The sequence below is a fragment of the Aporhodopirellula aestuarii genome (assembly GCF_023701485.1).
In the GTDB taxonomy this organism is placed as follows: domain Bacteria; phylum Planctomycetota; class Planctomycetia; order Pirellulales; family Pirellulaceae; genus Rhodopirellula; species Rhodopirellula aestuarii.
The window spans coordinates 137,604-162,920 of the sequence record NZ_JAMQBK010000014.1 but is presented as its reverse complement, the minus strand read 5'-3'; the positions used below and the strand labels follow the sequence as shown (position 1 = coordinate 162,920).

Genomic DNA, 25,317 nt, shown 5'->3' with positions numbered 1-25,317 from the left:
AGTCCCTGGCAAGAGTTATCGTGTGACGGCCATCAGGAACACACGTTCGAGATTGGTCATGGTTCGGTAGAGGGCAGCCGGCGCGGTGAAGCCTGGCGGATCGAGCGGGCATGCTGCCAGCTCCCGGAAGCGAGATTCCATTTTCAGAACATCCCGGTATGTCTTGATCCGTGAGAGCGCTTTCTCGCGCGCCTCCAATCGATTCTTTGGGGATGCGCTGCTGTCCTGAACGATCCGAACCGCGTGATCAAAGGCTCCGGAATCGAATCGTCCACTCAAGCCGAGTACCTCACTTCTCAATGGATCGGCGCAAGCAACATCTCTTAATTCCGCGTTCCTAGCCAGGTCAGCGGCGATGGAAGTGATTTGGTTTTCGTAGTCGCTTACCGCCTTGCGCCACACGGCTAGCGTCGGGGTGAGCATCCTCAAATCGATTGCAGGATCGGCGCCAATTCCCTCGCGGACTTTTAGTCGCTGTTCCACCATTTCGATTTGCGTTTTCGCCGTCTCCAGGTCATCACCCTCCAGCGTCGTCTTGATCGCCTTGAGCTGTTTCTCTAGCTCGGGGTCTTTGGCAAGCGGCTGCGACGTGTAGCGTTCCTTCAAGCGGCTCAAATGAGCTTGGAGTTTCGATTTCTCCTCAGCACTGCGCTCTTCCTTGAGGCGCGCCTCGCTTTCAAGATTTTGGATTTCTTGCAGCTTCTCAGCTCGATCTTCCCCGCTTGTCCCGGCACGCTCGATGATTCCCAAAACTTCGGTCTTCAAGTCCGGGAGCTTCTTAAGTGCTTCGAACGGTTCTGTCGCCGATTGCGTGTTCCGCTGATGGTACTTTGCTTTTAAGGCGGCATATAACTTGGGAAAATCGTCCTTAAATGCGTATTGATCTCGCAGGACATGGATGTTCGTCAAAATCTCGGTCAAGAGCGCGTCACAGCCCTCCTTGGATCGGATGAGGTTGTTTTCTTTCATCAACATCGCGTTGAAGCGATCGCATAGTGCCGAGTAGGTGTGTTCAGTCGCCGAGGAGGAGCCTTCGCTCCGTACTCTCGATTTTAAATCGTTTAAAGCGGTGGTCAGTTCCCCTCCTTCCTCCGTTAGAAAGGTTTTGAAACGGAAGGATACTTTTCGGAGCAGTTGTTCGATCCGCGTGCTCAGGTTTTTCAACGCCTGGCTGGACTGAGAAGAACTGTCCAGATCAGCGGCGACCAGAGACAGAATGTAGGCCACCCGTTGTTCGTAGAAGTTGCGTAGACCGGACCTGCGGGCGTCCGGCGCGGATCGGCGAAACTCGGTTAGTATCGGACGGTAGGAGTCCGCACCGCTTTTTTTGCCGAGTTTCTCGTCCAGCGCTGTCAGCTGACGCTCCGCGTTATCGAGCGTCACCAGGAAGTTCCGCAGCCAATCCGCGAGCCGTTGACGCTGTACTTCTAATGCCCTGGCCACGTCATCTGCGGTCGCTTTTGCCCAAACCGTCGCGGTCTGGTAGTCGTCCACCGATTTTCGGCCCAGAGCTTTGTCTAGCGCGTCACGGATGTCGACTAACACTCCGCGGTGGGTCTTGGTCGATACGCCGTAACTCTCAATTTCGTCGCAATCTCGCAGAGCCGCTTGATAGTGTTCTTCACCCCCTTCGGCGATAAAGTTTAAACGCTCTTGGTTCAGAGCAGGTCCCGTTTGAGTCGCTCGGTCCTTAATCGTGAGAATTTGAGCAACAAAGCTGCTACTGTCCAATTCGTCACTAGCTAACGCCGAATTTGCTACCTGATTCCAGGAATCGACGACTTGGTCGATTTCATCGTCAAGTTCGGCCGGGAGAGCAGGCTGCCAACTGAGTAGCGGTGGTCGTTCTCCTTCTCCGACCTTCCGGACTTCTTCTGCGAGAAATCGACGTAGTTCTTCCACCTGAGCGTGTGCACCGCGCGCCGCATCGGTGACCAGCTGAGTTTGTGCGGTCCGCGTCTCCGCAAGTGCTCCGGTCGCCCAGGTTACGGAGTTTTCACGGTTTTGTCCGAGCGCAATCGCGAGTCGGGCGAGTTCGCTACTGGCCTCTTCCAGACCGCCAGGCGGCCAACTGACGTCGAGTGCCCTGGCCCGGGACTCTAATTTGGCAGCTTCGGCCTGGAACGTTTCGCCCTCCAGTTCGGTTTGTTGTGCAACGGCCTCAGCAACCGCGGCTTTGATTTCGGTGCTGTTTCTGCCCCATTCCTCCAGATCAGTTGACAACGTTGCATTGAGCGACCTCACTACTTCCGCACGACCATCGATCCGTTGGAGTGTTTCGCGGTAGCGATGAGCCGCGTACAATGCCTCCGCTTGAACCCGAGTAATGCGGAAGACATCGAGCTGTCGCTGGACTTCGGCGGGATAGCCCTCGCGATCCGAAGCCGCCGTATCGAGCGTCTCGCTAAATTCCTCTAACGCTCTCTTGGCCTCCGACCATTTCGAGGCTCGATTCAGTCTCTCGTAGTCGGCTTCAACCGTAGCGAGCTGTTCACACGCTTCGTTTGCATTGATATTATCCTTCAGCAAATTCTTTAGAACGGTGTCCGCAGCACCTGTTAGCTCGATGACTTCGGAAGGTTCCAAGAAAGAGGATTCACCTTTCGTAAACGTTTCGACCAGTCGATGGTGCATCGCCGCAGGGCTTTTACCATAGGTTCCCGCAGGCGTGTCGAGTTTCTCTTTTTGAGTACCCCAACTTTCAGCCAGCCGATTGAGTACGAGTTCGACATTGTCGATCCTGGCGGAGATGGCACTCAGATCGGCATCCGGGACGGCGAGATCGGACACCGCTATTTCAAGCTTTTTACTTTCGGCCGCTCTCGCTTCGAAGAGGTCACTGGCAGTGAACAATTCCGCGGGCGAAAAGTCCTCGGTGATGCGAGTGTTCAGCGAATTGATTTTGACCGACAGTGCGTCTTTGCGGATTCCACGTTCCCTTCTACGCTCTAAAAGGGCATTGCCTAGCGATTTGATCTGCGCTTCCAACACATTCGCGGCAGCCTTCACCTCGTTTTTGGTAAATGTTTTGGCAAGACGGCCGGTTGCTTCTTTTACCTCTCTTGCCTTCGCTAATTGTCTTTCTGCGTCGGTCGTTGATACTCCATGACGTTGAGCTTCCAACACCAAACCGCTCAGGTCGACAAACGCCTGTTCTAAGCGTGTTCGGAAGGTGCTTTCGCTGAGAGTCGCGGTGAAGTTTAGCAGTAACTGAACCTCTTCGACCTTGACGGACGGTTTTGCTAGACCAGTCGACATTTTTACTCCGAAAACTAACTGAGTGCGGTGACAAGAGAAGTAAGAGCGTCGCGGAGCGGCGGTACCACGCCCGCAGAAACAATCTCATTGGATTCCAAGACTTCGAGACGCTCGTCCTGGTCGATAATTTTCAAGACGGATGCAGCTTCATCGCGACACGCTTTTGCGGTGCTGTCCCGGCTAGCATCGTCCGAGCTCTCGTATGCCTTTACCAACTTCAAGAGCCGATCTTCGTCTGGGATTAGCGAATCCAACTCTTTGAGGTTCTTTCCAATCTCATCGAGATCCGCAAGCTCGTCGTCGGCCATGATGGCGTTGGCAAACCGGCTGATCCCGGAACGGGCGGCGGTCCAGCCACTCACGATTGTCGCCCTGAGAGCCACGGGGGCTCGGGCGTTTCGTTGACGTTCCTCTTCCAGGACTTCTGGGGACACTTCCGGTTCTGCCGTGGTGGATTCGGTAGATGGTGGTGGGGTCGACTCGACCGGCGCCGAACCGGCCGCTTTGAGCACACCATCGATGGCCGTTGTCAGTCGGTCGAGTGCTTTCAAGGCGTTTGCGAAATTGTTAGCTTGAGCCTGGTCATTTGCGTAGCCCCACACCGCACCCAACTTGGTCGCCTTTTCACGATCAGCCTTTTGGGCTGCGAGAAGTCGGGGTTCTAAAGACTTAATGCGCTGAGCAAAATTGGCTGAAAGATCGCCTGATTCTGTGGACGAAGTCGCAGCTTGCTGTGCCACCAATGATTTGAGCTGTTTGGCAAAGTCGGTGATGTTTTGCTTGGCTTCGTCAAAGCGTTTGTCTTTGATCTCGTTAGCGATTTGCATTAGCGTCGCATGCAGTTCCCCTTTTTTGGTTGGGTCAGCATTCACCACTTTGTCGACCAGCGGTTTGACCTGTTTCAGTGCCGCGGCAAGCTTCTTTGCCAAAGCCGCGGATGCATCGGTCTTGGCGGCAGAATCGCCCCCGCCCGGCTTAAGGAAATCTTCGGCTTGATCGAGGAGAAGGTTTGCCTGCTCAAAGTCCTTCTTGCGGGCGAAGACGCCTGCCTCGCTGGCCTTGAGGTTGGCGTTCTCTCCAGCCGGTGTTCCGGCTGCGGATTTGATTCGCGGTAAAAAGGCGACTAGACGCTGTTTGAAGACCGCGGCAGCATCTTGGCTCGTTGATGTGGGCGGTGGCGGAGGAGGCGGCGGAACTGTTCCGGGCGGCGGTGGAGGCGGCGGGGACGCGGTCCCCGGTGGTGGAGGAGGTGGTGGCGCGTTTGCTGAGGAAGGTGGAGGCGGCGGTGGAGGAGGAGGAGGAGGGACGGTGCCGTCATCCTCGCTAGCCACTGCCGATCCCGGCGGTGGTGGTGGAGCGGGGATGTCCGATTCGCTCTCGGGATCCGGTGCGTCGCTGACCTTCGTAATCATGTTGAACTCGGGTTTGAAACTCAAACCACAGCCGTTCAAGAACTCACGTAGTTTCGCCTTTTTGGTGGGAGGCTTTTCTTCCCACGATTCAACCTTCATCGCCGCTGCGACTTCACCGGTCGCTGGCAACTGAAAGAACAGGTTCTTGCCCGAGCCCGTTATGACGCCATAGCAGACGTCGCCTTTAAAGCCATCCTTCTTGGCCTTCATGATCTTGGGACCAAAAGGTCCATTCTTGAACACGACCAACGTCTTGATGCTGGCGCCTTTGTAGATCAGAAAGAACTTGCGAGCCTTCCCCTTTTTCACCTGACTCTCGATCATCTCGATCGTTTCTTCACTGATCGCCGGAAGATCTTCTTTGGCCATAACATGCCTCGTGCTGGATCGCAACTGCGGAAGTTCAGACCGATGCTACTCAAAACGCGATCGGCAAAGGTCGATCATTCAAGTGTACCATACCGCGTCAGGCAAAAACCACTTGTGCTGTGTGCTTTCGGAAAGAGAAACGGTTGACAAAACAATGCTTGAACCGTGCGACGCCGAGCAACCTGCCATGCCCTGTTGTGTGTCATCGCCGCCCTACTCCTTGAGAAAGGCTTCTCCCAAATATGTTAAGGCCTCACCGATCGGATTGTCGGTGACATTCTTGTCAGCGGGGCCGCCCGCAATTTGCCACGAGCGCTCGCTCAGTTGGTCATCGATTACTAGCAGCCGGTGTCCACCGCGAAAGCGACCGGCTTCGGATCCCGTGGCGAACGTAGCTTGCGTGTATAGATGTAGAAAGAAGGCTGCGAGACACCTTCGGCGGCAGAGAACTGAGTAACCGTCATCTGTGCTTGCTCAAATCATTGCAGACGCTCTGTCCAAAGCTTCGCGGTTTCGGCTCGGGGCATGGGCTACTCCATTGGGAAGGAAAGTAAACCCAATATCAGCAACCGGTTGCCTAACCGAGCGAACCGGCGATCTGAATTCAAAAACTGGCTGTCACTTCCCTGAGCTGTACCTATTCGTCGTCTACTTTGCTCGTTACCGGCTCCGGAATTGTTTCGGATTCTACCTCAGATTCGCCGGAGACATCGGATTCTTCGTTCGCGATCGGACGGTTTGTCAGAATGGTGAATTGTCGATCGAATTCATTAATCGCTTCACCCAGTGACGGAAAATTAGAAACGCAATCAAGCACCTTAATTTCATCAACCGCACTGCGAAATGCGGTGAGGCACTCATTGCGTTGCTCCGCCGTGAGCGAAGACTCACTCGCGAATGCAATGAGTTCTTGTGTTAGGGAAACGACATCACGCTCTTTCTCAATTGGGAAATTCGCATTGGTTATCGAAATCATATCCAGTCGCGTGTGATGATCTGCTGCCATCTTGATGAAGTTATCGGCAACGCTCGACATCTGCTCATGTGTATTCGCTGATCCCCCGCCCTCCGCGGACTTCGGTTGGTAAGCTGACAATTGGGTGCGGAGTACACGGGCATGATTCACTGCCGCTTCAAGTTGACTCGTGTCGGCGTTTCCCACTTTTGATTGAATTTCAAGATCATCGAGATGTGCTAAATCAGATTGCACTAACTTCAATGCTGCAATCACTCTTTCGTCGCCCGATGATTCTAAAACAGGAACGGCTTCTCGGCGGGCCCGCGCCGTTACGACACACCAATCTTTTAGCGTCAACTCGAGGTGTCGAGGAACCCAGTCGGGTTGAATCTTGTCCGGGTCTTTGAACACGATATCTTCGTGCAAAACCGTTTCCAAATACTTTCGCACCTTCGATTCAGATCCACTCACAGCCAATGTGTTCTCGTTAAGTCCAAGTGATTCCAGGACCATTCGAGCAACCGGGTCTGGCGGACTGCGTTCCATTCCCGCCCAAGCGACCGAGTGCATTCCCAAGGTTGCATTCAACCTCAATGCCTGAAGACCTTTCGCGCGGTCCGACGGATTCTGAATAGCTTCTTTTGTTGTCTGCCACCCCGACGCGAGTTTAACTTCGGTGTAGATTTGCTCGCTGAATTTGAGCGACTCCTGGGCGGCAGTATTGACAGCTCCCAAGACCTTGCCAACGGCCATGGTCAGAGGTTCCGGCACTGATCCTAATACCGTCGCAGCGATCTCAACGGTTTGCAATGCGATTTCAATGCCACGGAATGTTTGTTGGTCGGTTTTGTTATTTAAAAAGCCTTGTATTGGGCTGCTCAACGCGCTAACCGCTGTCCGCGATCGCTGAAGATTCAGCTTGAATTTTTCGATCAAAATCTTTCGTTCCGCCGCTTCTTTAATCTTGATCGCAAGGTCCATGATGAGCTTTGCCGCTTTCAACGGCCCGACAATCTGACCAGCAACCACATCGGTCAATTTCTCGGATCCCCAGGCCGCGATCCCGACGGTACTACCCCCGGCACCACTAATGGCTCCGCCCACTTTATTGACCAACGCAATGTTTTTTCGGTCTTTTTCAATCTTCTCAATCAGCCGTTCGACACTTCGCTGTTCCGCCATCGAAATACCATCGCTATCCATGAGAACCAACATGTTCTCAAATTCTCGCATTTCTTCGTCGGACTCATCGAGCGCTAACATGACTTCTTCCTCGTCGAAGACAGGAAGGTCAAGACCATTGACGAGCTGTTCAAAATCCCGGTCGATGGCAGCGGTAACCGCACCATCGACCGCAGTGATCAAACCTTGCACATTTGCTTCATTCGCCTCCGTTTCCAAAGTCGGGCTGACGGCGGCTGATCGTCGGTAAGAATCGCCAATTCGGGATCCAACTTGGCTAAACGCGTCCTGATGTTCCGGCGCAAGCTTCAGTCCCTTCAATGTGGGTTCAAAGCCACCGGCTAGTAGACCCACAATACCCGTTGAATCAAAGTCAGGCGCCGTGACTCCGTCGAGAGTATCGAGGTTAATTTGTTTTGCGTACTGACCGTCTACCGCAACGCCCAACTTGCCATTCACATTTGCACATGCGGCAGAGAGAGCGCTATCAATGTCAAGCACGGTCGAGCGGAGTAATTCGCGGGCCCGACGTTCGTGATGTGCAGCGGCAAGGCTATTCGCCAATTCTGTGGCCGTTGAAGCATCTTCCGTGATGCCCAAGACATTCACAATTCCGTCCTTAATAAGCTTGATCCCTTCAGTGGTATAGAAGAAACCATCGGAATCTAATTTGGTATCCGCCTGTTTGATGATCCAATCTTTGAGGGGCTCAAGCTTCTCCGCAGTCGCTTGAGGCAAGATGTTCAGGGCATCTGTGAGAAGGTTCGCCCGAGTTGCTGACGCGAGTGCCGCTCTTGCGTCATCAGGATCAATCGATACAGGTTTGAGTCCATGTATTTGCTCCCATGCTTCCAACTGCGCTGGCGTCATCGTGATGGTGGTCCCAGCAAGTGGGTTATTTGCTGTGACGTTGCTGGCGACGTAGGTGAAACTACCGTCTGGTTGTTTCTGGCGGGTGACGCCCTGCAATAACTCGCTTTCCGCTTTTCCTCCCGCGATGATCTCGTTCCGTTGATCTTGACTTAGAAAGCTCTCAGGATCCAAAAACTTCTTTTGCTGTTCAACGAGTTTGGAGTCCTTAAAGCTTGGACCATCGGCCGCTTTGCCAACTGTTTTCTTCGCTCCAGCGATTGCGATCACCGTCGTCACGCCTTGTGCAGCGATCCCCAATTTCCTCTGCGTGTCCTCACTCACTTTCGATGCGATCGCATTCTTGACCGTTGTACTGAGTCCACTCAACCGGTCGAGTTTTCCCCCTCCGCCGTGCAGCTTGAACGAAGCGTCCGCACCGGTCATTGCCGTATCGCGACGCTCATCCTCCAAAGTCTCAGCATAGCTTTTGAAGGTTTCATTGAGCAGTCTTTGAACCTCACTGTATTTGTTGATTACAAAATTCTCTGGCAAGACGCCTTCGCGAACCAAAGGAGTGTAGACCTCATCCATTACTTCCTGAATGGATCGCAGCACCGGTTGTCCATTCGCGTCCTTTTTCGCCAAGGCCTTCCGAGTGATTTCAAGCAGCGACGCCATTGCATTCTGTGCACGGGTGAAATCTTCTTGCGTCATGGCGTACCCTTTTCGAGTCGCACCAAACGTGTCCACCGCATATTCAGAACCACGCTCATCGAAAGAACTCTGCTTTTCGACTAAGCGATTACCTTTCTTTTCAAACACATTGAAGCTGAAACCTTCACGCAACTCCGCCTTCTTGTCTGGCGTTAGCTCACTTCGCATGACATCAACGACGCCTTGTTTTGCTTCTTGTCGACTCTTAAACGCGGCCGATAATTCAGCGGACTCGGTGATCGCATCAACAAAGGTGACAGTCTTTTCAATGTCCATCGAAAACTCTTAGCATTTTTTAAGAAGGGTGCGGCGGTCGTTCGACAACATGACTCATCCGTTCAAGTAGTAGGTGCAGTCGGTTGGGCCGTTGGCGTCAATACGTACTTGCATTTTCAATTCTTTCGGCGGAAGGCACGTCGGAGCATGCCCGCTACGTTAATGTCACGTTCTATGCAATGAGCGATTCGATTTCCACTCGCTTCAGCGCGGCGCGGAGTGACCCGGTCGCTCCGGTCACTCGTTTCTGCTCGTAGGGATTGCTCGCATCGACCAGCTTTTTGAATACAGGATTCAGCAGGATTTCCTCTCGATACCGACGCATGATCAACAACGCGTCTTCTCTGGCAGCAAGCTTACGGCGGCGCAGTTCTAGCTTTGCGGCTCCTTCGAGCCCTTCGGGATTCTGGATGAGTATTTCAAAAGTTGCGTTGAAGGCAGAGGCATCAAACGAGTTTTCCAAGTTGCCAATGACTTCCTTTGCGGATCGAAGTTTCTCAACAAACCCCACGGAATCAACGGAATCGGGCAAGTCAACGCCTCCGGCATCAACGTCTTTCGCGTCCGACTCCATCAAGCTAGTGATGGCCGCGATCACCGTATCAAATGCACGTGACTGCTTTTCCCAGTTCGCCTTCACTTTGACGAGATTGCCCGACACGTTGACGTTCGTGCTGGAGGTCATCGACGCCAGACGCATCGCGTTGCGTTTGATTTGCTCAAGCATGTCCTGGGCTTGCGAAAACGCTTCACGAGCTTTGTCGAGGTCGGGGGCCTTGTCGGCTCCTCGTTTCTTAACCAAATTCGTTTCAAGCATTTTCAGATAGTTCTTGACCGAAGACTCAGCCGACTTGGCGATCGTTTCCATACCTTCGATCTGCCCCAGATCACCGTCACCCTTGTTTTCCTCTAGGCGTTTCGCCTCAGGAATCAGAATCTCGACGCAGTATCGATGCTGAGCGACGAACTGTTCCGCAGCCTCTTTTACCTTTGCAATGTTGGACTTGCAGACGTCGTTTTTCGCGTCGATCTTTGAGGTTGCATCATCGCCGGTTAAATCCATCTTCTCGCGGAATAGTCTTTGCAGAATCTTGTTGGCTTCAGGTAGACCTTTCTCGGTGCTGGACAATGCCTTCGCTTCGTCTATCCTGGCGTCAAAATAGGCGTTTAATTCCTTGGCGGGGTGCAAAATGTTTCTGTCTGCAAGTTTTCTCAACTCCTTCCACTCGGTTTGAAAGACGTCAACGCGACTCTCAAACAATTCAATCTTTTCCTTCTGACTCTTCGCTAATTGAACGGCCTCGACAATGGGTACCTCCATTTTTCGAATGATCTGAATTCCTTCACCCGGTTCGCAGCGACGAGTCTCAGCGATCGCCTCCTTCAGGTCGCGAGACAAACGTAAATAGGTGTCAGGCAAATAGGTGCTGACAACTCGCTTGTTTCCGGCCCCCAGTTCATTGACAAGCGTTTTGACTAACTTGTCGATCATGTCGAACGTCGCACCACTGCGCTCGCCTGTTGAATTTGAGGCAGGCGCGACATCGAGGAGTCGTGTTGCACAGTCCATCCGCATTTGGTTAGCAAGCTCAATTAACGCCGGATCGCCCGACCTTGCCAGGTCCTCGATATCGCGAGCCTGCATTTCAAATTCGTTGCGGACAGATTGATATCGCGAGGGAATCTCCATGTAACGCAGCCCGTCTTGAAATGCTTCCGAAGCCTCCAACGCTCGTTTGGCCATCGCATCGGTTCGTCGACGCAGCGGAGCAAGCCGCAACTCGATCAGCTTGTGTAACGCGACGAGCCTTGATTCATAGTCCTCCGCATCCGCACCCGCCTCAATGATGCTGTTCAACTCATCTTCGAAGTCCTTGGTTGACTCAGACAAAACACCTAGCTCTTCAATCAGCTTCGCAATCATTCCGGGCAGTTTCGACACCGCAATATTTGATTGCGATTCCTTGATCTCACCAACTAAAACCTCCAGCTTAGCGGGCGTCTGCAACACGTCGTTAATCGCGTCCTGCACTCGCTGCATCGATGCGACTGATTGATCTTTTAAGGTCGCGATCGCTTCCGCGTCGGTCAATCGGTCGTATTGGTTGTTGAATTTCGACCAGGCAGTTTCCAGTAACAAATGAAATCGCGTGTCGTTCGGATCGGGAACCTCAGCCAAGTGAGTGCGCAAATCCAACAAGAGGTTCGACGTGGCACTGTATTGATTTCTTACTTCTGACCAACAGGTGTCCGAGACTTTGCGAAGTTCTTCGAAATCCTCACCTGAAGGAAGTTCAGCAGCTTGCTCGATCAGGGCTTTGAAACGCTCCTCCAAGCCTGCGGACTCATATTCCGAAATCGCATCTGTATAGCCGCTTGCATTTCGACACTGGGCTCTTAATCCAAAAAGCAAATTTTGAAGAGTGGCTTTTTCCGATGCCACTTGAGGGAAGGCTGCAATCGCACGCAGTTGGCCGAGTTGATTCGTTAGCTTCGCTTTGAATTCCTCTGACTCCCACCCTTCTTCGCTAAACCGTAGCCTCAGATCCACCAGTTCCTCTTGGAGGCTCGTTAGACGTTCGGCCGCGTCCTCGATCTGAGGCGCATTGAGCAGTTCCATCGCAGCATTGAATCGCTCTGAGAAACGGTTGATGTCTTCTTCGACATCCTTGAAACTATTGGCATCAAATCGGGCGACACGAGTGCGATAAATTGAAAGTTCTTGCAGAAGGGTAGATCGACCCGACTCAATTGTCTGAACAATCTTATCGGCATCCGCTTTGACCCGCATGAGTGCCTGAGTACGCGTGTCGATGGTGACATCGAGACGCTTTAATTCCTCAATCGCTGATGCCACTGCCGTTTCGTCCACTTTCCCTTTGACGAGAGCCTCGATTTGCCTCCCAAAGACTGCGATCTCGTCCGCGCTGCCCAGTCCGTTCAGATCCTCAAGGGTCTCACGAACTTCCGCTGCCTCTTCTTCCAGCGCGTCTGTTGGAAGTGCTCGCTCCCGAATCTTCGCCGCCTGCCTTCCTTCGGTAAGCCACCGACTGTAACCCTCTAACTGGTTTGCCGCATCGCTGTATTGACCCGATGCACCCAATCGACGTGCTTGGGAAATGAGACGAGAAAGGTTTGCCAGCGGCGTCGCTGCTTCCGGAATCGATCTCAGCTCCACCTCGGCTAGCTGGGCGTCCCGCATCAGCGCTTCGTAACGGATGCTCGATGATCCGGCTAATATGCTACCGATCCGATTCAATTTCTCGATTTCATCTCGAATGCTTTCCGGCGTTTCTGCTGTATAGGTCGTTGATGCGACGATCTCTTTGACTCGCACTGCCGATTGCTCCACCATACGCGTCGCGTAGTCAATGTCACCAGCATCCGCTTTGTTCTGTGATTTCGAAATCAAACTCTCCGCAGACTTTTTCGCTTTCGAAAAGTTCTGAAGCGACTTCTTGACGAGCTCTTTCTTTTGGTTGTCGCGTTGGCTCTCGGCTTGTTTCTTTTCACGCGAACTCGAGGCCAAAGCAATTTTCAGTTCAGAGTCGAGAATCGTCAGCGAATCAGAAATCCGGGAAACTTTATGATCTCTCGTTCCGTCGACAACTTCGGAGATCTCGGTCGAGAGCTGGGAATAAGTCCTCATCAGGATCGGGTAGATCTGCGCGGTAGGTTCTACGCTTTCATCCTGCTCCTTTTGTTGAAGTCGCTTCAACGCCGCCACGACTCGTTCGTCGCACTTCTTGAGTTTATTGAGCTTTTTGTTTTGAAACCGCTTGATCTTGTCCTTCAAGATGTCGCGAATTTCTTCACACCAAATCCGGCAGTCGTCAGGGCTCGGCATTTGAAAATCTTTATTACTTTGGGCTGAAAGATGCTGACGGCACAACAGGTTGTGCCTGCTACTTTAATTTTCAGGCGGACAGGCTCACCTTTAAGTCCCTCAACGCGGCGATCAATGAGTCTTGAACGCCAAGTGAGACACCCAACTTCGTCGCTGACTGCTCAAGATGCTGAATCAACCTGTCCTTGGGGACTTCTTTGAGGTATCGGTCGACCAGCTCTAATGCCGTCTCAAGGGAGCTTACGTCCTGGCTGGTGGCACGGCTGGTTGCCAGAATCGCCTCGTTTAACTCATCGCAAAAATCGTCGATCGCTTCTTGGATCGCGTTGACGAGACCATCCGGATCCTCCCCGGGAACCATTTCCGCGACGACCGGTCGGATATCCTCAATCGAAACGTAAACCGCCCTCATCGTTTCTTGCCATCGACTCTGCACAAACTTCTGACGTTCACGCACCACGTTTTCAGGAATGACGTCTTTCGCTGCATCGAGGGCGACACGCGACGAAAACTTCGCGATTAGATCGGAAGCCTTGTTCAACAATTCGAATGCTTTGGCATAGTCACCCTTCGTGGCTTCGGCAGCCGCCCCATCGATTACTTTTTGAATCTTCTCGGCTGTCGCAGAGTCATTTTTCGCTAACTTGCGCAAATCGCCTGGGACCGTCGTCAACAAGCCTTCATACATCTCTCGAAAGGCGTCACTCACATCATCGGATGTTTCTGGGGTTTGATCTGAAACATCGGGCGACTCTTCCGAATCGCTTGTTGTGGCGTCAGGAGACGAAGGCTTCTTTCCGTCGAGTATTTCTTCGGCTTGATCCAACAAGTCATGTGCAGTGTCGAAGTCTTTCTTTCTCGCGAAAACGCCCGACTCGCTTGCTTTCAACTTGGCGTCCAACCCGAGTTCAGAACCAGCGGCGTCCTTGATCCTGGGCAATATCGACTGAAAACGCTCTTTGTAGGCCGACATGGGGTCATCGCCAGTCTCCTTCTCTTCCGTCTTGGGGACACGGCTTTCATCGTCCTCAGCGACGGCAGAGCCTGGAGGCGGTGGTGGTACTGGGATGTCGGATTCGCTCTCGGGATCCGGAGCATCGCTGATCTTCGTGATCATGTTGAACTCGGGTTTGAAACTCAAACCGCAGCCGTTCAAGAACTCACGTAGTTTTGCCTTTTTAGTCGGTGGTTTTTCTTCCCACGATTCAACCTTCATCGCCGCTGCGACTTCACCGTTAGCGGGCAATTGAAAGAACAGGTTTTTACCTGAGCCTGTCACGACGCCGTAGCAAACGTCGCCTTTAAACCCGTCCTTCTTGGCCTTCATGATCTTGGGGCCGAAGGGGCCTTTCTTGAACACAACCAACGTCTTGATGCTGGCACCTTTGTAGATCAGAAAGAACTTACGCGCCTTGCCCTTTTTAACCTGACTCTCGATCATCTCGATCGTGTCTTCACTGATTGGCGGAAGATCTTCTTTGGCCATGATATGCCTCGTGCTGGATCGCAACTGCGGAAGTGTAGGCCGACGCTACTAAATAAGCGCTCGGCGAAAGTTAATCATTCAAGTGTGCTATATCGGGTCAGGCAAAAACCACTTGTGTTGTGTGCTTTCGGAAAGGGAAACGGTTGAAAAATAGTGCTTGAACCGTGCGACATCGAGCAACCAGTCCGGCCCTGTTGTGTGTCATCGCCGCCCTACTCGTTGAGAAAGGCTTCTCCTAAATATGTTAAGGCCTCACGGATCGGGTTGTCGGTGACATTCTTATCAACGGGGCCGCCCGCAATTTGCCACGAACGCTCGCTCAGTTGGTCATCGATTACTACCATCCGGTGTCCACCGCGAAAGCGACCGGCTTCGTTTGCGGCCTGAGCAGCAGGTATCAGCTCTTCCAATAGCGTGGTAGCTTCGTTAACGCGAGGGATTGCCGCGTCGTTGTCTTGGTAGGCGCCGCCGAATGCGAAACGCGTGTAAACCGCAAGTGTTTTTAGTTTCAAACGATAGCACAGCCAGAGTGAGTTTATTCCATGGCCCGTTATACCGAATGCCAACCCGCTCTCGCCTCCAGGCTGCATCGCGCTCTCTAAAAACGCTGTAACGTTATCCAGTGACATCTCATCGGTACCCCAATACCAGTCCGCAAACTCATCGAGGGTCTCAACGAATTCCTTCGGAATAGGCGGTAGTCGCAACCCGGCGTCACGGTATTCCAAGTACGCTTCTTCGATCACCGTCATGGCTTCTGCGGAGTTTTCATCAAACGTTTCGGATTGGTTGGTTGTCATCTTCTCTCACATTAAACGAAGAACTTAGCGAAGTCGCGTTGAAAAAGGCTTTGTACGTCACGAAAGAATGTAATCTTTTCGTCATCGAATTCCTTGTACCCGCGACTGAGGAACTCGGTCACGGTTTGCCCCTTGTCGCTCCGCCATGTCGACCAATCATTGACCACACGGCCAGTTTCTTGCAATTGATTGATGTGTTCCTTGAGCTTGATCAGCCGATGCTGGGTTGCTTGAAGCTCTTCTTCACTTAAGAGGTCGCTCAGCTGCGGCAGAAGGTCAGTCGCATAGTCCATGTCTTGGATCTCCCTTGCGATTTTTTCGCCGATCAATGGGGGCATGAATCCGATCCCGTTGATCTTGCCGGGCTTAGTCTTATAGGGAGGCGTCTCATCGCCAAGCACCTCAATGTTCTTGCCAAAAGCAAAATCACAGTCGATGCCGGTGATTGTAACTTGATCTCCCTCGCAGTTAACCAAATAGTTCTCTCCATGCCGATCCGGCTGTCCCGTCAGGATATCGCATACTTGGAGATCCATTAGCTGCTCCTGTAGGCTCGCCAAAGCTTTTTCGCTAAGCTCACCGTCCCATGGCTTTTTGCCAAACCTATACGCCCAGGCCGTTTTACCAGGCGCTTTGTCCATCAATAGTCCAACTTTACCTCGCGCTACCGCAAACCGGCTCTTCGGTATGACAGTTGTATCCAATAATTCTGAAACCAGTCCGCAAGCAATATTGCGATTGCCTCCGCGGTAGTCATTCACAACATCAATGCCGACGGCGCCTGCCGGATCTGGTTTCTTGCCTAACGAGACTTCCTCCTGCTTGAATACATAGTCGGTGCCTTCGTAGTTGATAAGCTGCACCTCATTCACATTGCCTTTCCCGAGGAACTTCGGTTCGCCGACCATTGTGTCGTCGTTAAATCGAAGGAAATCACAATGGGCAATGTTGACTCCTTTCAATTGCGATGGCGTGATCCCAGCCTTTCGGGCGAGATCAAGCTTTTTACCTTGCAGCCCTTCGGGCCAATCCAGCCCGATCCATGTCGGAAGTTGCTTGCGCACGTCGTCGACTTGCTGCAGCAAATTAGTGACGGCACCGTGTTTCTTTCCCTTCTTATAACGCTCCAGGTACTCGGCTGCAGCTTTCTCAATCTTATCAAGCTTTCCGTTCACGAACTGTTCGAAGTCCACACGCGCGTCCTCGCCATCTCTGTCTTTGTCAGGAGCATTTTCCAGCAGCATGTGTACCTGACTCAACGCCGAACAAATACTTTTGTAAGTCACATCTCTTTTGAAGATGCCGACATCCCCTTTGGGGGCTCGGCCCATCGCTTCCTGGAATCCTTGAATCGTAAAGAGGCACTGCTCCGGAAGTACTGGAATTCCAGGGATAATGAGCCGAATATCGTCGACAATGTTTTTCTTTGGCTTCTTCTTCGCCCCAGAAACCTTGTCCAGTTTTCCCTTACCGTTTCCCATGGCACGATTTTCCTCGAATCAAATGGCCGAACGGATTATGTTTTCGACATACTCGATGCCTTCGCTAAGCGTCTCACGGACCGCGAGGGGAACGCCTAAACTGGCGTTTGCGAATTGCTCAAGTTGCTCCAGTCGACGGGAGGATTGCAATGCATCACGGTAAGCCGCAGCCGCATCGATCACCTCGTTAGGCTCCTTATTGCCGGACAGTGCGACAGCCAGTCGCCGGCCCTCGGGAGGTAACATGTTTGGTATCTCGGCTGACGCGGCTGAGACGAATCGGAAGCGGGGGTCCGATTTCACAGCTTCACTGGCGAGTAGCGTTTTGCGGAATACCTCTAGATCCGAGGCGACCTTCGCTTGTGTCATGCGCCATCGGCTTAGGGCTTCAGCCGTAGGTGTTTGGTTCGCGTTGGTCGAGTCGCCTTCGACGGAATCGGGAACAGCCAAGATTTGATTGATCGCCTTTTCCAGCCGAACCAATGCCTTCAATGAGTTGTCGAAGTTTCCCGCGGCGGCTTGTTCCTTGGCATAGTCCCACGCCGCACTCAATTTGGTGGCTCCTTCACGATCAGCCCGCTGGGCTTCGAAAAGACGAGATTCAAGCTCGTCGCGGAGAGTCGTGAACTCGGTAATCCAATCTGCACCTTCCCGTTGTGTTCCTTGTAATTGCTGTGTCGACAGTAATTTCAGAAACGACGCGAAGTCAGTAATGCTTTGTTTGGCTTGATCAAACTGCTTAGCTTTGATTTCCCCGGCAATCCGCGCCATTGCGTCAAACAGCTCGCTCCGGCGGTTTTGGTCCGAATCGATAATTCGGTCCGCCAGTGGCTTTAGCTTTTTAAGTGTTTCTGCTAACTTCGTTGCGCGGGCAAAATCATCATCTCCGCCATCGATACCACGCGTGCGTTTTAATAACTGTTCCGCTTCATCCAATAAGACGTTTGCGCGGTTAGTCTCTTGTTTGCGCGCAAACACTCCTGCTTCGCTTACCTTCTGTTTTGCGTTGTCTCCGGCGTCTGTGCCTGCGGCAGCTTTGATTCGCGGTAGCAATGCAGCAAGCCGCTGCTTGAAATCCGCTGTGGGGTTTTGGCCGGCAGAGTTTTGTGAAGCGGTAGCGCTCTCAGGCTGCGACTGGAGGGGGAGTGCATCGTCTCCGTCCTCATCTGCCACTGCCGATCCCGGCGGTGGTGGTGGAGCGGGGATATCCGATTCGCTCTCGGGATCCGGTGCGTCGCTGACCTTCGTGATCATGTTGAACTCGGGTTTGAAACTCAAACCGCAGCCGTTCAAGAACTCACGTAGTTTTGCCTTTTTAGTCGGTGGTTTTTCTTCCCACGATTCAACCTTCATCGCCGCTGCGACTTCACCGTTAGCAGGCAATTGAAAGAACAGGTTTTTACCTGAGCCTGTCACGACGCCATAGCAAACGTCGCCTTTAAACCCGTCCTTCTTGGCCTTCATGATCTTGGGGCCGAAGGGTCCCTTCTTGAACACGACCAACGTTTTGATGCTGGCGCCCTTGTAGATCAGAAAGAACTTGCGAGCCTTCCCCTTTTTAACCTGACTCTCGATCATCTCGATCGTGTCTTCACTGATCGGTGGCTCTTCAGTTTTTGCCATGTCTGAAATCCAAGAGTGAGTGGTTACCGACTTCGTTCGATTGGGATTGGCCGAGCGGTGAGGGATTGTCGCTCAGCATTTTTCGCTACCGTCATCAGGTTAAAAACGAAAATTCGTGAGCGGTAACGCAGGAAAATGAGCAAAGGGTGTGTGACCGTTGCGTCGCGTTTGATTGCCGGGCAGCGCATGCAAACGCTCACCGCGCTGCGTGGTTAGGCAACTGAAGAAGTAACAAATTGCGGCGAGTACTACGGGCCGATCATAATGGTGGGAGCACCGCTCACGATCTTTCCACCGTGTTGGCACGAATCACCCAGTCTCGCCGCTGGTTTGCCGCCTAGAAGTACAGACCCCGAACCCGCAACGACGGTATCGGGAGGGCCAACACAGACTGCCATCGATCCGACCGTCGCGGCGGGCAAGCCGCCGAGTAGGACATTCGGGGCGCCAGGGACCACGATTGGTCCGCCGACGTGGGGAACGGGCCCCGGTTCGATCTTCGGACACACATGCATGTCCGTGATTCGGGCAGCTGGCATTGGCGACGGCATCGGTGGGGACTCCTCAAGTCAGCAGTGATGGAGACGACTCAATATCAAGTTATCACGGATCGTTGACGAGGTGGGCTTCGACGTGGCAGTTTTTGAGATTCGTGGCAGGCGAATCTCTAGCAAGTCCAAACCTCATTTGATTCCATCAGGCCTGACGCGGAACCTAGCTGGACAGCGCCACTTTCTGGCGGACGTATTGGAATTTTCGACGTTCACGTAGCGGAACCTCGCCTAGGCTCCGGAAGCGGGTAACGCCCGCTATTCTCGGTCTCGGGAGACGTTGATTTAATTACTGCGGGAATTCAATCGTAGCGGAACGCCGCGAGCCGTCCGGTGACTCGGGACCGGACGGCTTGCGCCGTTCCGCCAAAAAAGAACACCAAAACAATCAATGTCCCGAGAGACCGAGCTACGTGATAGGTGGCGCTGTCCAGTTAGAAATGACGGTTTAGTGAAAACTGAACCTCGGTGTCGAATGCTCGGCGGGTGCCATCGAATAGCGGAGCAACCGCTGCGACGCGGAACGTGGTGCTGCGGCGGATTTCAAAGTGCAGGCCGGCGGTCAGGTTGAACAGCTCGATCTCTCCCGGTGTCCCTAGTGTGAAATCGGCGATCGTGATCGGAAGCGGGTCTTCAAAACTGACCGTTTCGACGTCGCTGATGGAGCGGGTGTAGTGCAGTTCCAAAAGGGATGCGAATCCGGTCAGGAAACGCGATCGTTCGTTGCGGTACAACCACGCGCCAACGGACCCGTCGAGGTGCAGAAGCGTCGGTGGAGCGACATCGCCGGCATCGTAAGTTGTTCCACTCACCGTTGCAGTCACGTCATCGTCGTCGATCGGGAAGTCGATCTGGATGAAACCTTGTCCAAAGAACGTGTCGCCAAACGTTCGGGATCCTGCCAGGAACGGCGACAGGTGAAACGTCTCGTGATCCAAAACGTACGATCCGAGAGACGTCGAGAAGCGGGTTTCATCACCGACCGGAATCATCGAACCGACTCCGCACGAGACGGCGCAATTGTGAGACTCATAAAGCAACGATTTCAACGTCAATCCGACCCCGTCAAACTCGGCATTGGACGGTGCGATCGGACTATCCGTCGTCAAATCGCCGGTCGTCAGAAAGGGAAGCCGCAATTCGAGCGAGGCCCATTTGTTGAAGAAGGTTTTCTCAATCCCGAGCGTGGATCGGTCCACGTTGCCTTCGGCGTAGACTTCGCCAGCCGAGATGATGTCCTGATGCGTTTGCACCGCGTTGTGGTAGTGATTTTGGATGAAAAAGATGCGGTCCTGTGGCACCGGCGAGTTGTTCTCGGCGACTTTCGCAAGTCCGGGGACGGGAAAGGTCGTCTTCCCATCCACGCCGAAGGAGCTGTCGTCGATGTAGGCTTTTCCAATGATCAGCATGTCGCCGTACATCTTTGGCATTCGCGCCAATCGCGAGCGTCGGTCGCTGGTGCGATTGGGATTGGTCGATGGCGGGTTAGGTTGGTTTCTTGACGCGGTGTTCAAATCGAGAGTGCTCGTCGAATCGTCCATGAACGACAGCGGTGCCGGCGATGGGGGAGCTTGTGCGAAAGCCAATCCTGGTAACAGGCAAGCAAAAATCGCGAGGAAGGCATGCGTTGCACGAGGCATGACGGGACACCACTAGAAGTGAAATGAGATCGTTGGTTCTCAATTTCTAACGGTATGTGCCTGCCCAATCATGAGTCCAAAGCGTGCCCATCCCCGACCGTCGGGAACATCGTCGCCGAGAAGCCGTCAAGATTCGGATAACCTGACCAAGCGCGAGGGCCCGATGGTTACTGGCCCGAGGGCGCAATTCGAGCGTTCTCTTCCGGCGAATTTTCCTGAATCAACTCTTCGATATAGGTGAGGTCTTCAGGATATCGGGCGTCGTCGGGGGCAAAAGCCGCTAGGTTCGAGACGATGGTTTTGGCTCGATCCAGGGACTGGATCGCCACTGCGCCCGTTTGCTGTTCACCGAGCGAGATGTGGATATTGGCAAGTGCGTATTGGTATTCAGGCACACCAGGGATGCGGAAAAGCAGTTTCTCAAACGTGTGCACGGCCTCTTGATAGATTGGCTCGGCGGTCTCAAAGCCGGCTGCTTCCAATTCGATATTCGCTAGCAATTGCTTGACAACACCAAGGCTATATCGATCGTCGAGGTCGTCGGGATTTGATTTCAGTAGCTCCTCAAAATTCGCAGATGCCGAGGCGAGCCGTTTTCGAGCAGCCTGAATATCACGCTGGGTCAACTCGATCAGTGCGAGGTTGTAGTCACCCTTGGCCAGATCACGCGTGACCCTTTTCTTGGAGTCGTCGTTCGCTTTTTCCTTCGCTCGGATTTCCTGCGCTCGGCTAATGAAGTCGATCGCTTCGGTATAATTTTCTTGTTGTCCGAGCGCCAGTCCGAGGTTCATCAGCCCGTTCGCGTAGGTGCGTTGGTACTCAACATTGTCGGGGACTTCGTCTGCCAGCTGCTTGCGGATGTTCATCGATTCCTTGAACAAATTCAGTGCCCGGTCGGTTCGGCCCTGTTTGTCATTGGCGCGGCCCAATGCGTTGAGCGTGTTGGCGAGTTCTGCCATCAGTTCGTGATCGTCCGGGGCGCGTTTCAAAAGTTTGCGTTGGGCAGTTTCGGCGGTCCGGTATAGCGGCTCGGCTCCGGCGGGCGATTCGACATCTTCGACGATTCGACCGACGTAGTAGTTTGTCAGCCCGATTTCACGTTCGAGACTTCCGCGACCTTCCTCGGCCAGGAAGCCGCGGTAATAGGTCAGCGCTTGTTCCAGCAGATCGGTCCGCAAATTCTCCATTCCGGGCTTCTTCAGCAACGTGTCTTCGCTGACAGTGGTGAAGAATTGATTGACGGTGCTGTGTGCTTGCTTGCGATGCCGTTCTGCGGTTTGGTAGGCTTTCGTCAACATCGCGACGCTTCCGATCAGGACCGCGAAGACGACGCAGCCCGCGACGGCGGCGGATCCGACGAATGATCGGTGCCGCCGCATCCAGCGTCTCGTCCGAGCGATCAGCGGTTCACCGTATGCGTTGACGGGCTGATCGGCCAACCAGTTTGAGATGTCATCGGCCATCGAAATGGCGGACGCGTAGCGTTTGGCGGGATCCGCTGCCATGGCTTTCAAGCAGATCGCCTCGAGTGGTTTGGGCACGGCCGGTGCGACTTGTCGGGGTTTAAGAAATCGCCCCGCTCGCACAGCGTCCAACACTTCGCCAAGATCGCTGCCGGTGAACGCCGGTTTCCCGGTGAGCAGTTTGTAAAGCGTCGCGCCCAAGGAATAGATGTCGCTGCGTGAATTGACAAGATCGTGGCGTCCGATCGACTGTTCGGGGCTCATGAATTGGGGAGTCCCACATGCTTGTCCCAGTTGCGATTGTTCGAACCCGTTGTCGTTCTCGGAGGCGGCATTTGGGGCGGCATCGGGGGCGGACGCTTCGGCGTCATCGTTCGTTCCGATGATTTTGGCGAGTCCCCAGTCAACAACCAGCGTCTCTCCAAATTGCCCCAGCATGACATTGGCTGGCTTGATATCGCGATGCACAATTCCGCGGCTGTGGGCATATCCGATTGTCCGGCAGATGCTGATCATTTGCCCGAGCAGTTCCCGAAGCGTCAGTGCTGCGATAGCGTCTCCGTTCAACCCGCCCTCGGCGTGAAAGCTATCGATCACGGCTTCCATCGTGCTGCCCTCGATGAAACGCATGGCGTAATAGGGGCGGCCGTTGTCGTGGTTGCCGAGTGCGTAGATGGGAACAATCCCTGGGTGCTCAAGCGCCCCGGTCACCTCGGCTTCAAAAATGAAACGTGCGCGGCTATTCGCGTTCTCGGCGCAGTGATCAAGCATCTGCTTGAGGGCGACGTTACGCCTGAGATCGGTATCACGTGCGATGAAGACTTCACCGAGCGCACCTCGCGCGAAAGAACGTTGGATTTCGAAGCGGCCGCCGCTCAGGTCTCGGCTCGGCCGCGACGGGGCATCCCATGCGTTCGAGTTGGTGGGCAGCGTGCTGTCGATGGAGGCGTCGATCGTGCCGGAACCGTCCGCTGCAGCGTCTGCCGGAGACAGCGGGGAAACAACAGGTTGGTCCGAGCTGGGCTCGGGGGCAACATCGGTTTTTGGGATGGCAGTTGAAGCGTCGGGCTCCTGCGGCATCATCGACTCGATGACTCCGCATTCGTCGGCGCCCATCGCACCAATCTCGATCAAAACGCTGCTGAGCCGAACGTCGCCGCGATTTTCCCAGTCGTTGATGGCCGCAATCAACTGGTCTCCGTTGACAAAGAACATTCGCAGCGCGAGAAGTCCGAACTGAAGATCGTACTCATTGATGGTGTTCATCTTGGTAGTCACTTCTCCATTTTCGAATGCGTTCCGCTCACGAGGATTGTCCGACGCAATCAGTCACCATTGGATTCCGATTCCATCGACTCGCGAGCGGTCGATTCCTTGTCCATACGATTCAATTCGATAATCCAAAACACGCCTTCGAAAAATACCGGGATGAAGGCGAGGACCGTTCCGTTTTTCAGTAGCGTCTTGAGGTATTCCGGGTTTTGCCATACCTGAAGCAGAAAAAACTTTTGGTCGTCGGATTCGAAAATGGATCCTAACGCAAACACGATCAGCAGCGCGAACACGGCGGTCGGCATGAAGTCAGCATAGTCTTGCGCGTACGGATAGCGAACATACGCCATCACCCGGGCGGAAAACGGGATCGCGAGAGCGAGTGTTGGCAGAAAAAGCATTTTGCCCGGATCATCTAGTGGCAAATCCACCCCGGCACTCCATGACACAAAAAACAACGCTTCGCTGAATAGGATGAGGTAAACCCAGCTCATCACGTAAAGGAACGTAAACGAGAGCAACAGCGAGCTGATCCGTTCGGGGCAGCACTGCGCCGGCAGCGGCTGATCTTCGAAACGCAATAGTTTTGACGCGAACGTTCGAAAACGTCGCTGAGCCAGTTCTTCGACAACGAGGGTTTCGATGATTCGAAATGAATAAATGTTCGCCACGATCTGTGTGTACAACTTCGTGAATGAGAACACCACGACGATCCCGATCCCGACGGCGATGGTGACAAGCGTTCCCATGACGAAGTCGTCGCTGATCGTGTCGAGTATCTCAAAGAACGCTCGGACAATGCCTTGTTCCTTGATCAGCACGTTGTAGCAATACGTCCAGCCAAGGATCAAAGCAATTAACGTGAAGCGAAGATGCTTGATCCGGCGTTGAATCGGGCTTTCGTTCGGCGGTTCGATCGACTCTTGATCACTCATAGTAGTGCCGCCACGACGCCGGGGAATGCAAAGAGGAACGCGGAGAGGATCGGGGCAAACATCAGCAACCACATCCATTTGCTTCGGTCCCAGATGCTGTATCCCAGCAACGGTTGGACAGGAAACGAATAAACGAAGGCGTAGGTCAAGAACATCGCGCTGAGGAAAATCGAGAAATCATTATCGGTTTGAATGCCGATCCATCGCAGCGCCGCGAAGATGATCAACATGATCGACAAGGACAGTATCGCGGCATTCGCACAGCGTTTTCGTTTGCCTTGAAATTCAAAATCGGTGGTCATCGGCAAGAACGAACCCGAGATGGTGAAATAGCTTTGAATCAGCAATCCATCAAAACCGGTCGTGAAGATTGTTTTTGCCGAGAACAATTTGCCTGCCAGACGACAGATGACAGCGAAGCAGGCCAACGGAATCACTGCTCCGGCAAGCAGGACAGGTAGTGAAAGTCCTAATTCGGAATTTAGTGCATGGACGGACGCCGTGTCAGCAAACTTCAGGACTCCCCAAAATGAGAGAGCGGTTCCGATCACACCGATGGCGATCGCCATCATCGACACACTGGCCGATTGAGAATCCTCTTTCGGTTCGCCATCCATCATGTCTTTGGCGGCGCTGCCGGCGACCGAACGTAGGAACACGCGAAGCAGGCGAGTGGTTGCCGTGCGGGCAACCGTACGGGTCATCGTGCCGAAGGTGACCCGGATGACATTCCTGGCTCCCGCGCGAAACAGGCGTCGGGCGACTGCCCGCAGAATGACGCCCACGCCGACGGTTGCTTCCGCAGTGCCCTCAGCGAGTGTTGCTCCAGGGGCGGCGATGTAGATCGAAACCGCGACCAATGGGGCGAACATGAACAACGCGATCGAAAGCACGGAAGCGATGTTGAGGGTGCGATCGATGTGGGCGCTACTCATCTCGGCCCCGGCGTCGTTTCGTGAATGAGATCGAAGATGCGATCAATGATCGATAGGTCAAAAAGATCTCCTCGGTCAGAAATAGAGTATCGCATAACGAGATTTCAAGCGTTTGCTCATCGCAAAGTGGATATGCGGGAGTGATTGGATGAATTCTCATTGGCCGGTTTGGGGTTCGTCCCGCTAGTAAGCCAGTGCCGTGGTTCGCGACTGGATCGTTGGTCAACCCGATTGTGTCAACGAGCGATCGGAGCGGTCCGCAC

General features: G+C 53.6%; 13 protein-coding genes. All 13 read right to left on the bottom strand.

All coding sequences use genetic code 11. The features are described 5' to 3' along the window. Positions 1 to 15: 15 nt before the first annotated feature. A complete protein-coding gene (locus NB063_RS04595) occupies positions 16 to 3,258 on the bottom strand; it encodes a hypothetical protein (protein ID WP_250927570.1) in 3,243 nt (1,080 codons plus the stop codon). Positions 3,259 to 3,272: 14 nt separating this feature from the next. After that, on the bottom strand, positions 3,273 to 5,039 hold the full coding sequence (locus NB063_RS04590; protein WP_250927569.1) for a hypothetical protein: 1,767 nt from the start codon (positions 5,037 to 5,039) through the stop codon (positions 3,273 to 3,275). A 637-nt stretch (positions 5,040 to 5,676) separates the two neighbouring features. After that, positions 5,677 to 9,021: a hypothetical protein gene (locus NB063_RS04585; protein WP_250927568.1), complete on the bottom strand. Its 3,345-nt coding sequence runs from the start codon at positions 9,019 to 9,021 to the stop codon at positions 5,677 to 5,679. Positions 9,022 to 9,193: 172 nt separating this feature from the next. Continuing rightward, positions 9,194 to 12,868, bottom strand: coding sequence for a hypothetical protein (locus tag NB063_RS04580; RefSeq protein WP_250927567.1), 3,675 nt, complete (start codon positions 12,866 to 12,868; stop codon positions 9,194 to 9,196). Positions 12,869 to 12,938: 70 nt separating this feature from the next. Beyond that, positions 12,939 to 14,354 (bottom strand): hypothetical protein, encoded by a 1,416-nt coding sequence (locus NB063_RS04575; RefSeq protein WP_250927566.1) that lies wholly within the window; start codon positions 14,352 to 14,354, stop codon positions 12,939 to 12,941. Positions 14,355 to 14,566: 212 nt separating this feature from the next. Beyond that, the gene (locus NB063_RS04570; RefSeq protein ID WP_250927565.1) at positions 14,567 to 15,154 is read right to left on the bottom strand and encodes a hypothetical protein; all 588 of its coding nucleotides are present in this window, start codon (positions 15,152 to 15,154) and stop codon (positions 14,567 to 14,569) included. An 11-nt stretch (positions 15,155 to 15,165) separates the two neighbouring features. After that, entirely contained in the window at positions 15,166 to 16,635 is a 1,470-nt protein-coding gene (locus tag NB063_RS04565) for a hypothetical protein (RefSeq protein ID WP_250927564.1), read from the bottom strand. A gap of 18 nt (positions 16,636 to 16,653) precedes the next feature. Next, positions 16,654 to 18,258, bottom strand: a complete 1,605-nt coding sequence (locus NB063_RS04560; protein WP_250927563.1) for a hypothetical protein — start codon at positions 18,256 to 18,258, stop codon at positions 16,654 to 16,656. 248 nt (positions 18,259 to 18,506) lie between these two features. Then, the gene (locus tag NB063_RS04555) at positions 18,507 to 18,809 is read right to left on the bottom strand and encodes a PAAR domain-containing protein (protein WP_250927562.1); all 303 of its coding nucleotides are present in this window, start codon (positions 18,807 to 18,809) and stop codon (positions 18,507 to 18,509) included. A 434-nt stretch (positions 18,810 to 19,243) separates the two neighbouring features. Continuing rightward, positions 19,244 to 20,449, bottom strand: coding sequence for a hypothetical protein (locus NB063_RS04550; protein WP_250927561.1), 1,206 nt, complete (start codon positions 20,447 to 20,449; stop codon positions 19,244 to 19,246). A 167-nt stretch (positions 20,450 to 20,616) separates the two neighbouring features. After that, positions 20,617 to 23,178: a serine/threonine-protein kinase gene (locus NB063_RS04545; RefSeq protein ID WP_250927560.1), complete on the bottom strand. Its 2,562-nt coding sequence runs from the start codon at positions 23,176 to 23,178 to the stop codon at positions 20,617 to 20,619. 59 nt (positions 23,179 to 23,237) lie between these two features. Then, positions 23,238 to 24,119 carry a hypothetical protein gene (locus tag NB063_RS04540; RefSeq protein WP_250927559.1) on the bottom strand — a complete coding sequence of 294 codons (882 nt, stop codon included), beginning with the start codon at positions 24,117 to 24,119 and terminating at the stop codon, positions 23,238 to 23,240. Next, on the bottom strand, positions 24,116 to 25,054 hold the full coding sequence (locus NB063_RS04535; RefSeq protein WP_250927558.1) for a hypothetical protein: 939 nt from the start codon (positions 25,052 to 25,054) through the stop codon (positions 24,116 to 24,118). The genes NB063_RS04540 and NB063_RS04535 overlap by 4 nt, the downstream gene beginning before the upstream one ends. Positions 25,055 to 25,317 lie beyond the last annotated feature (263 nt).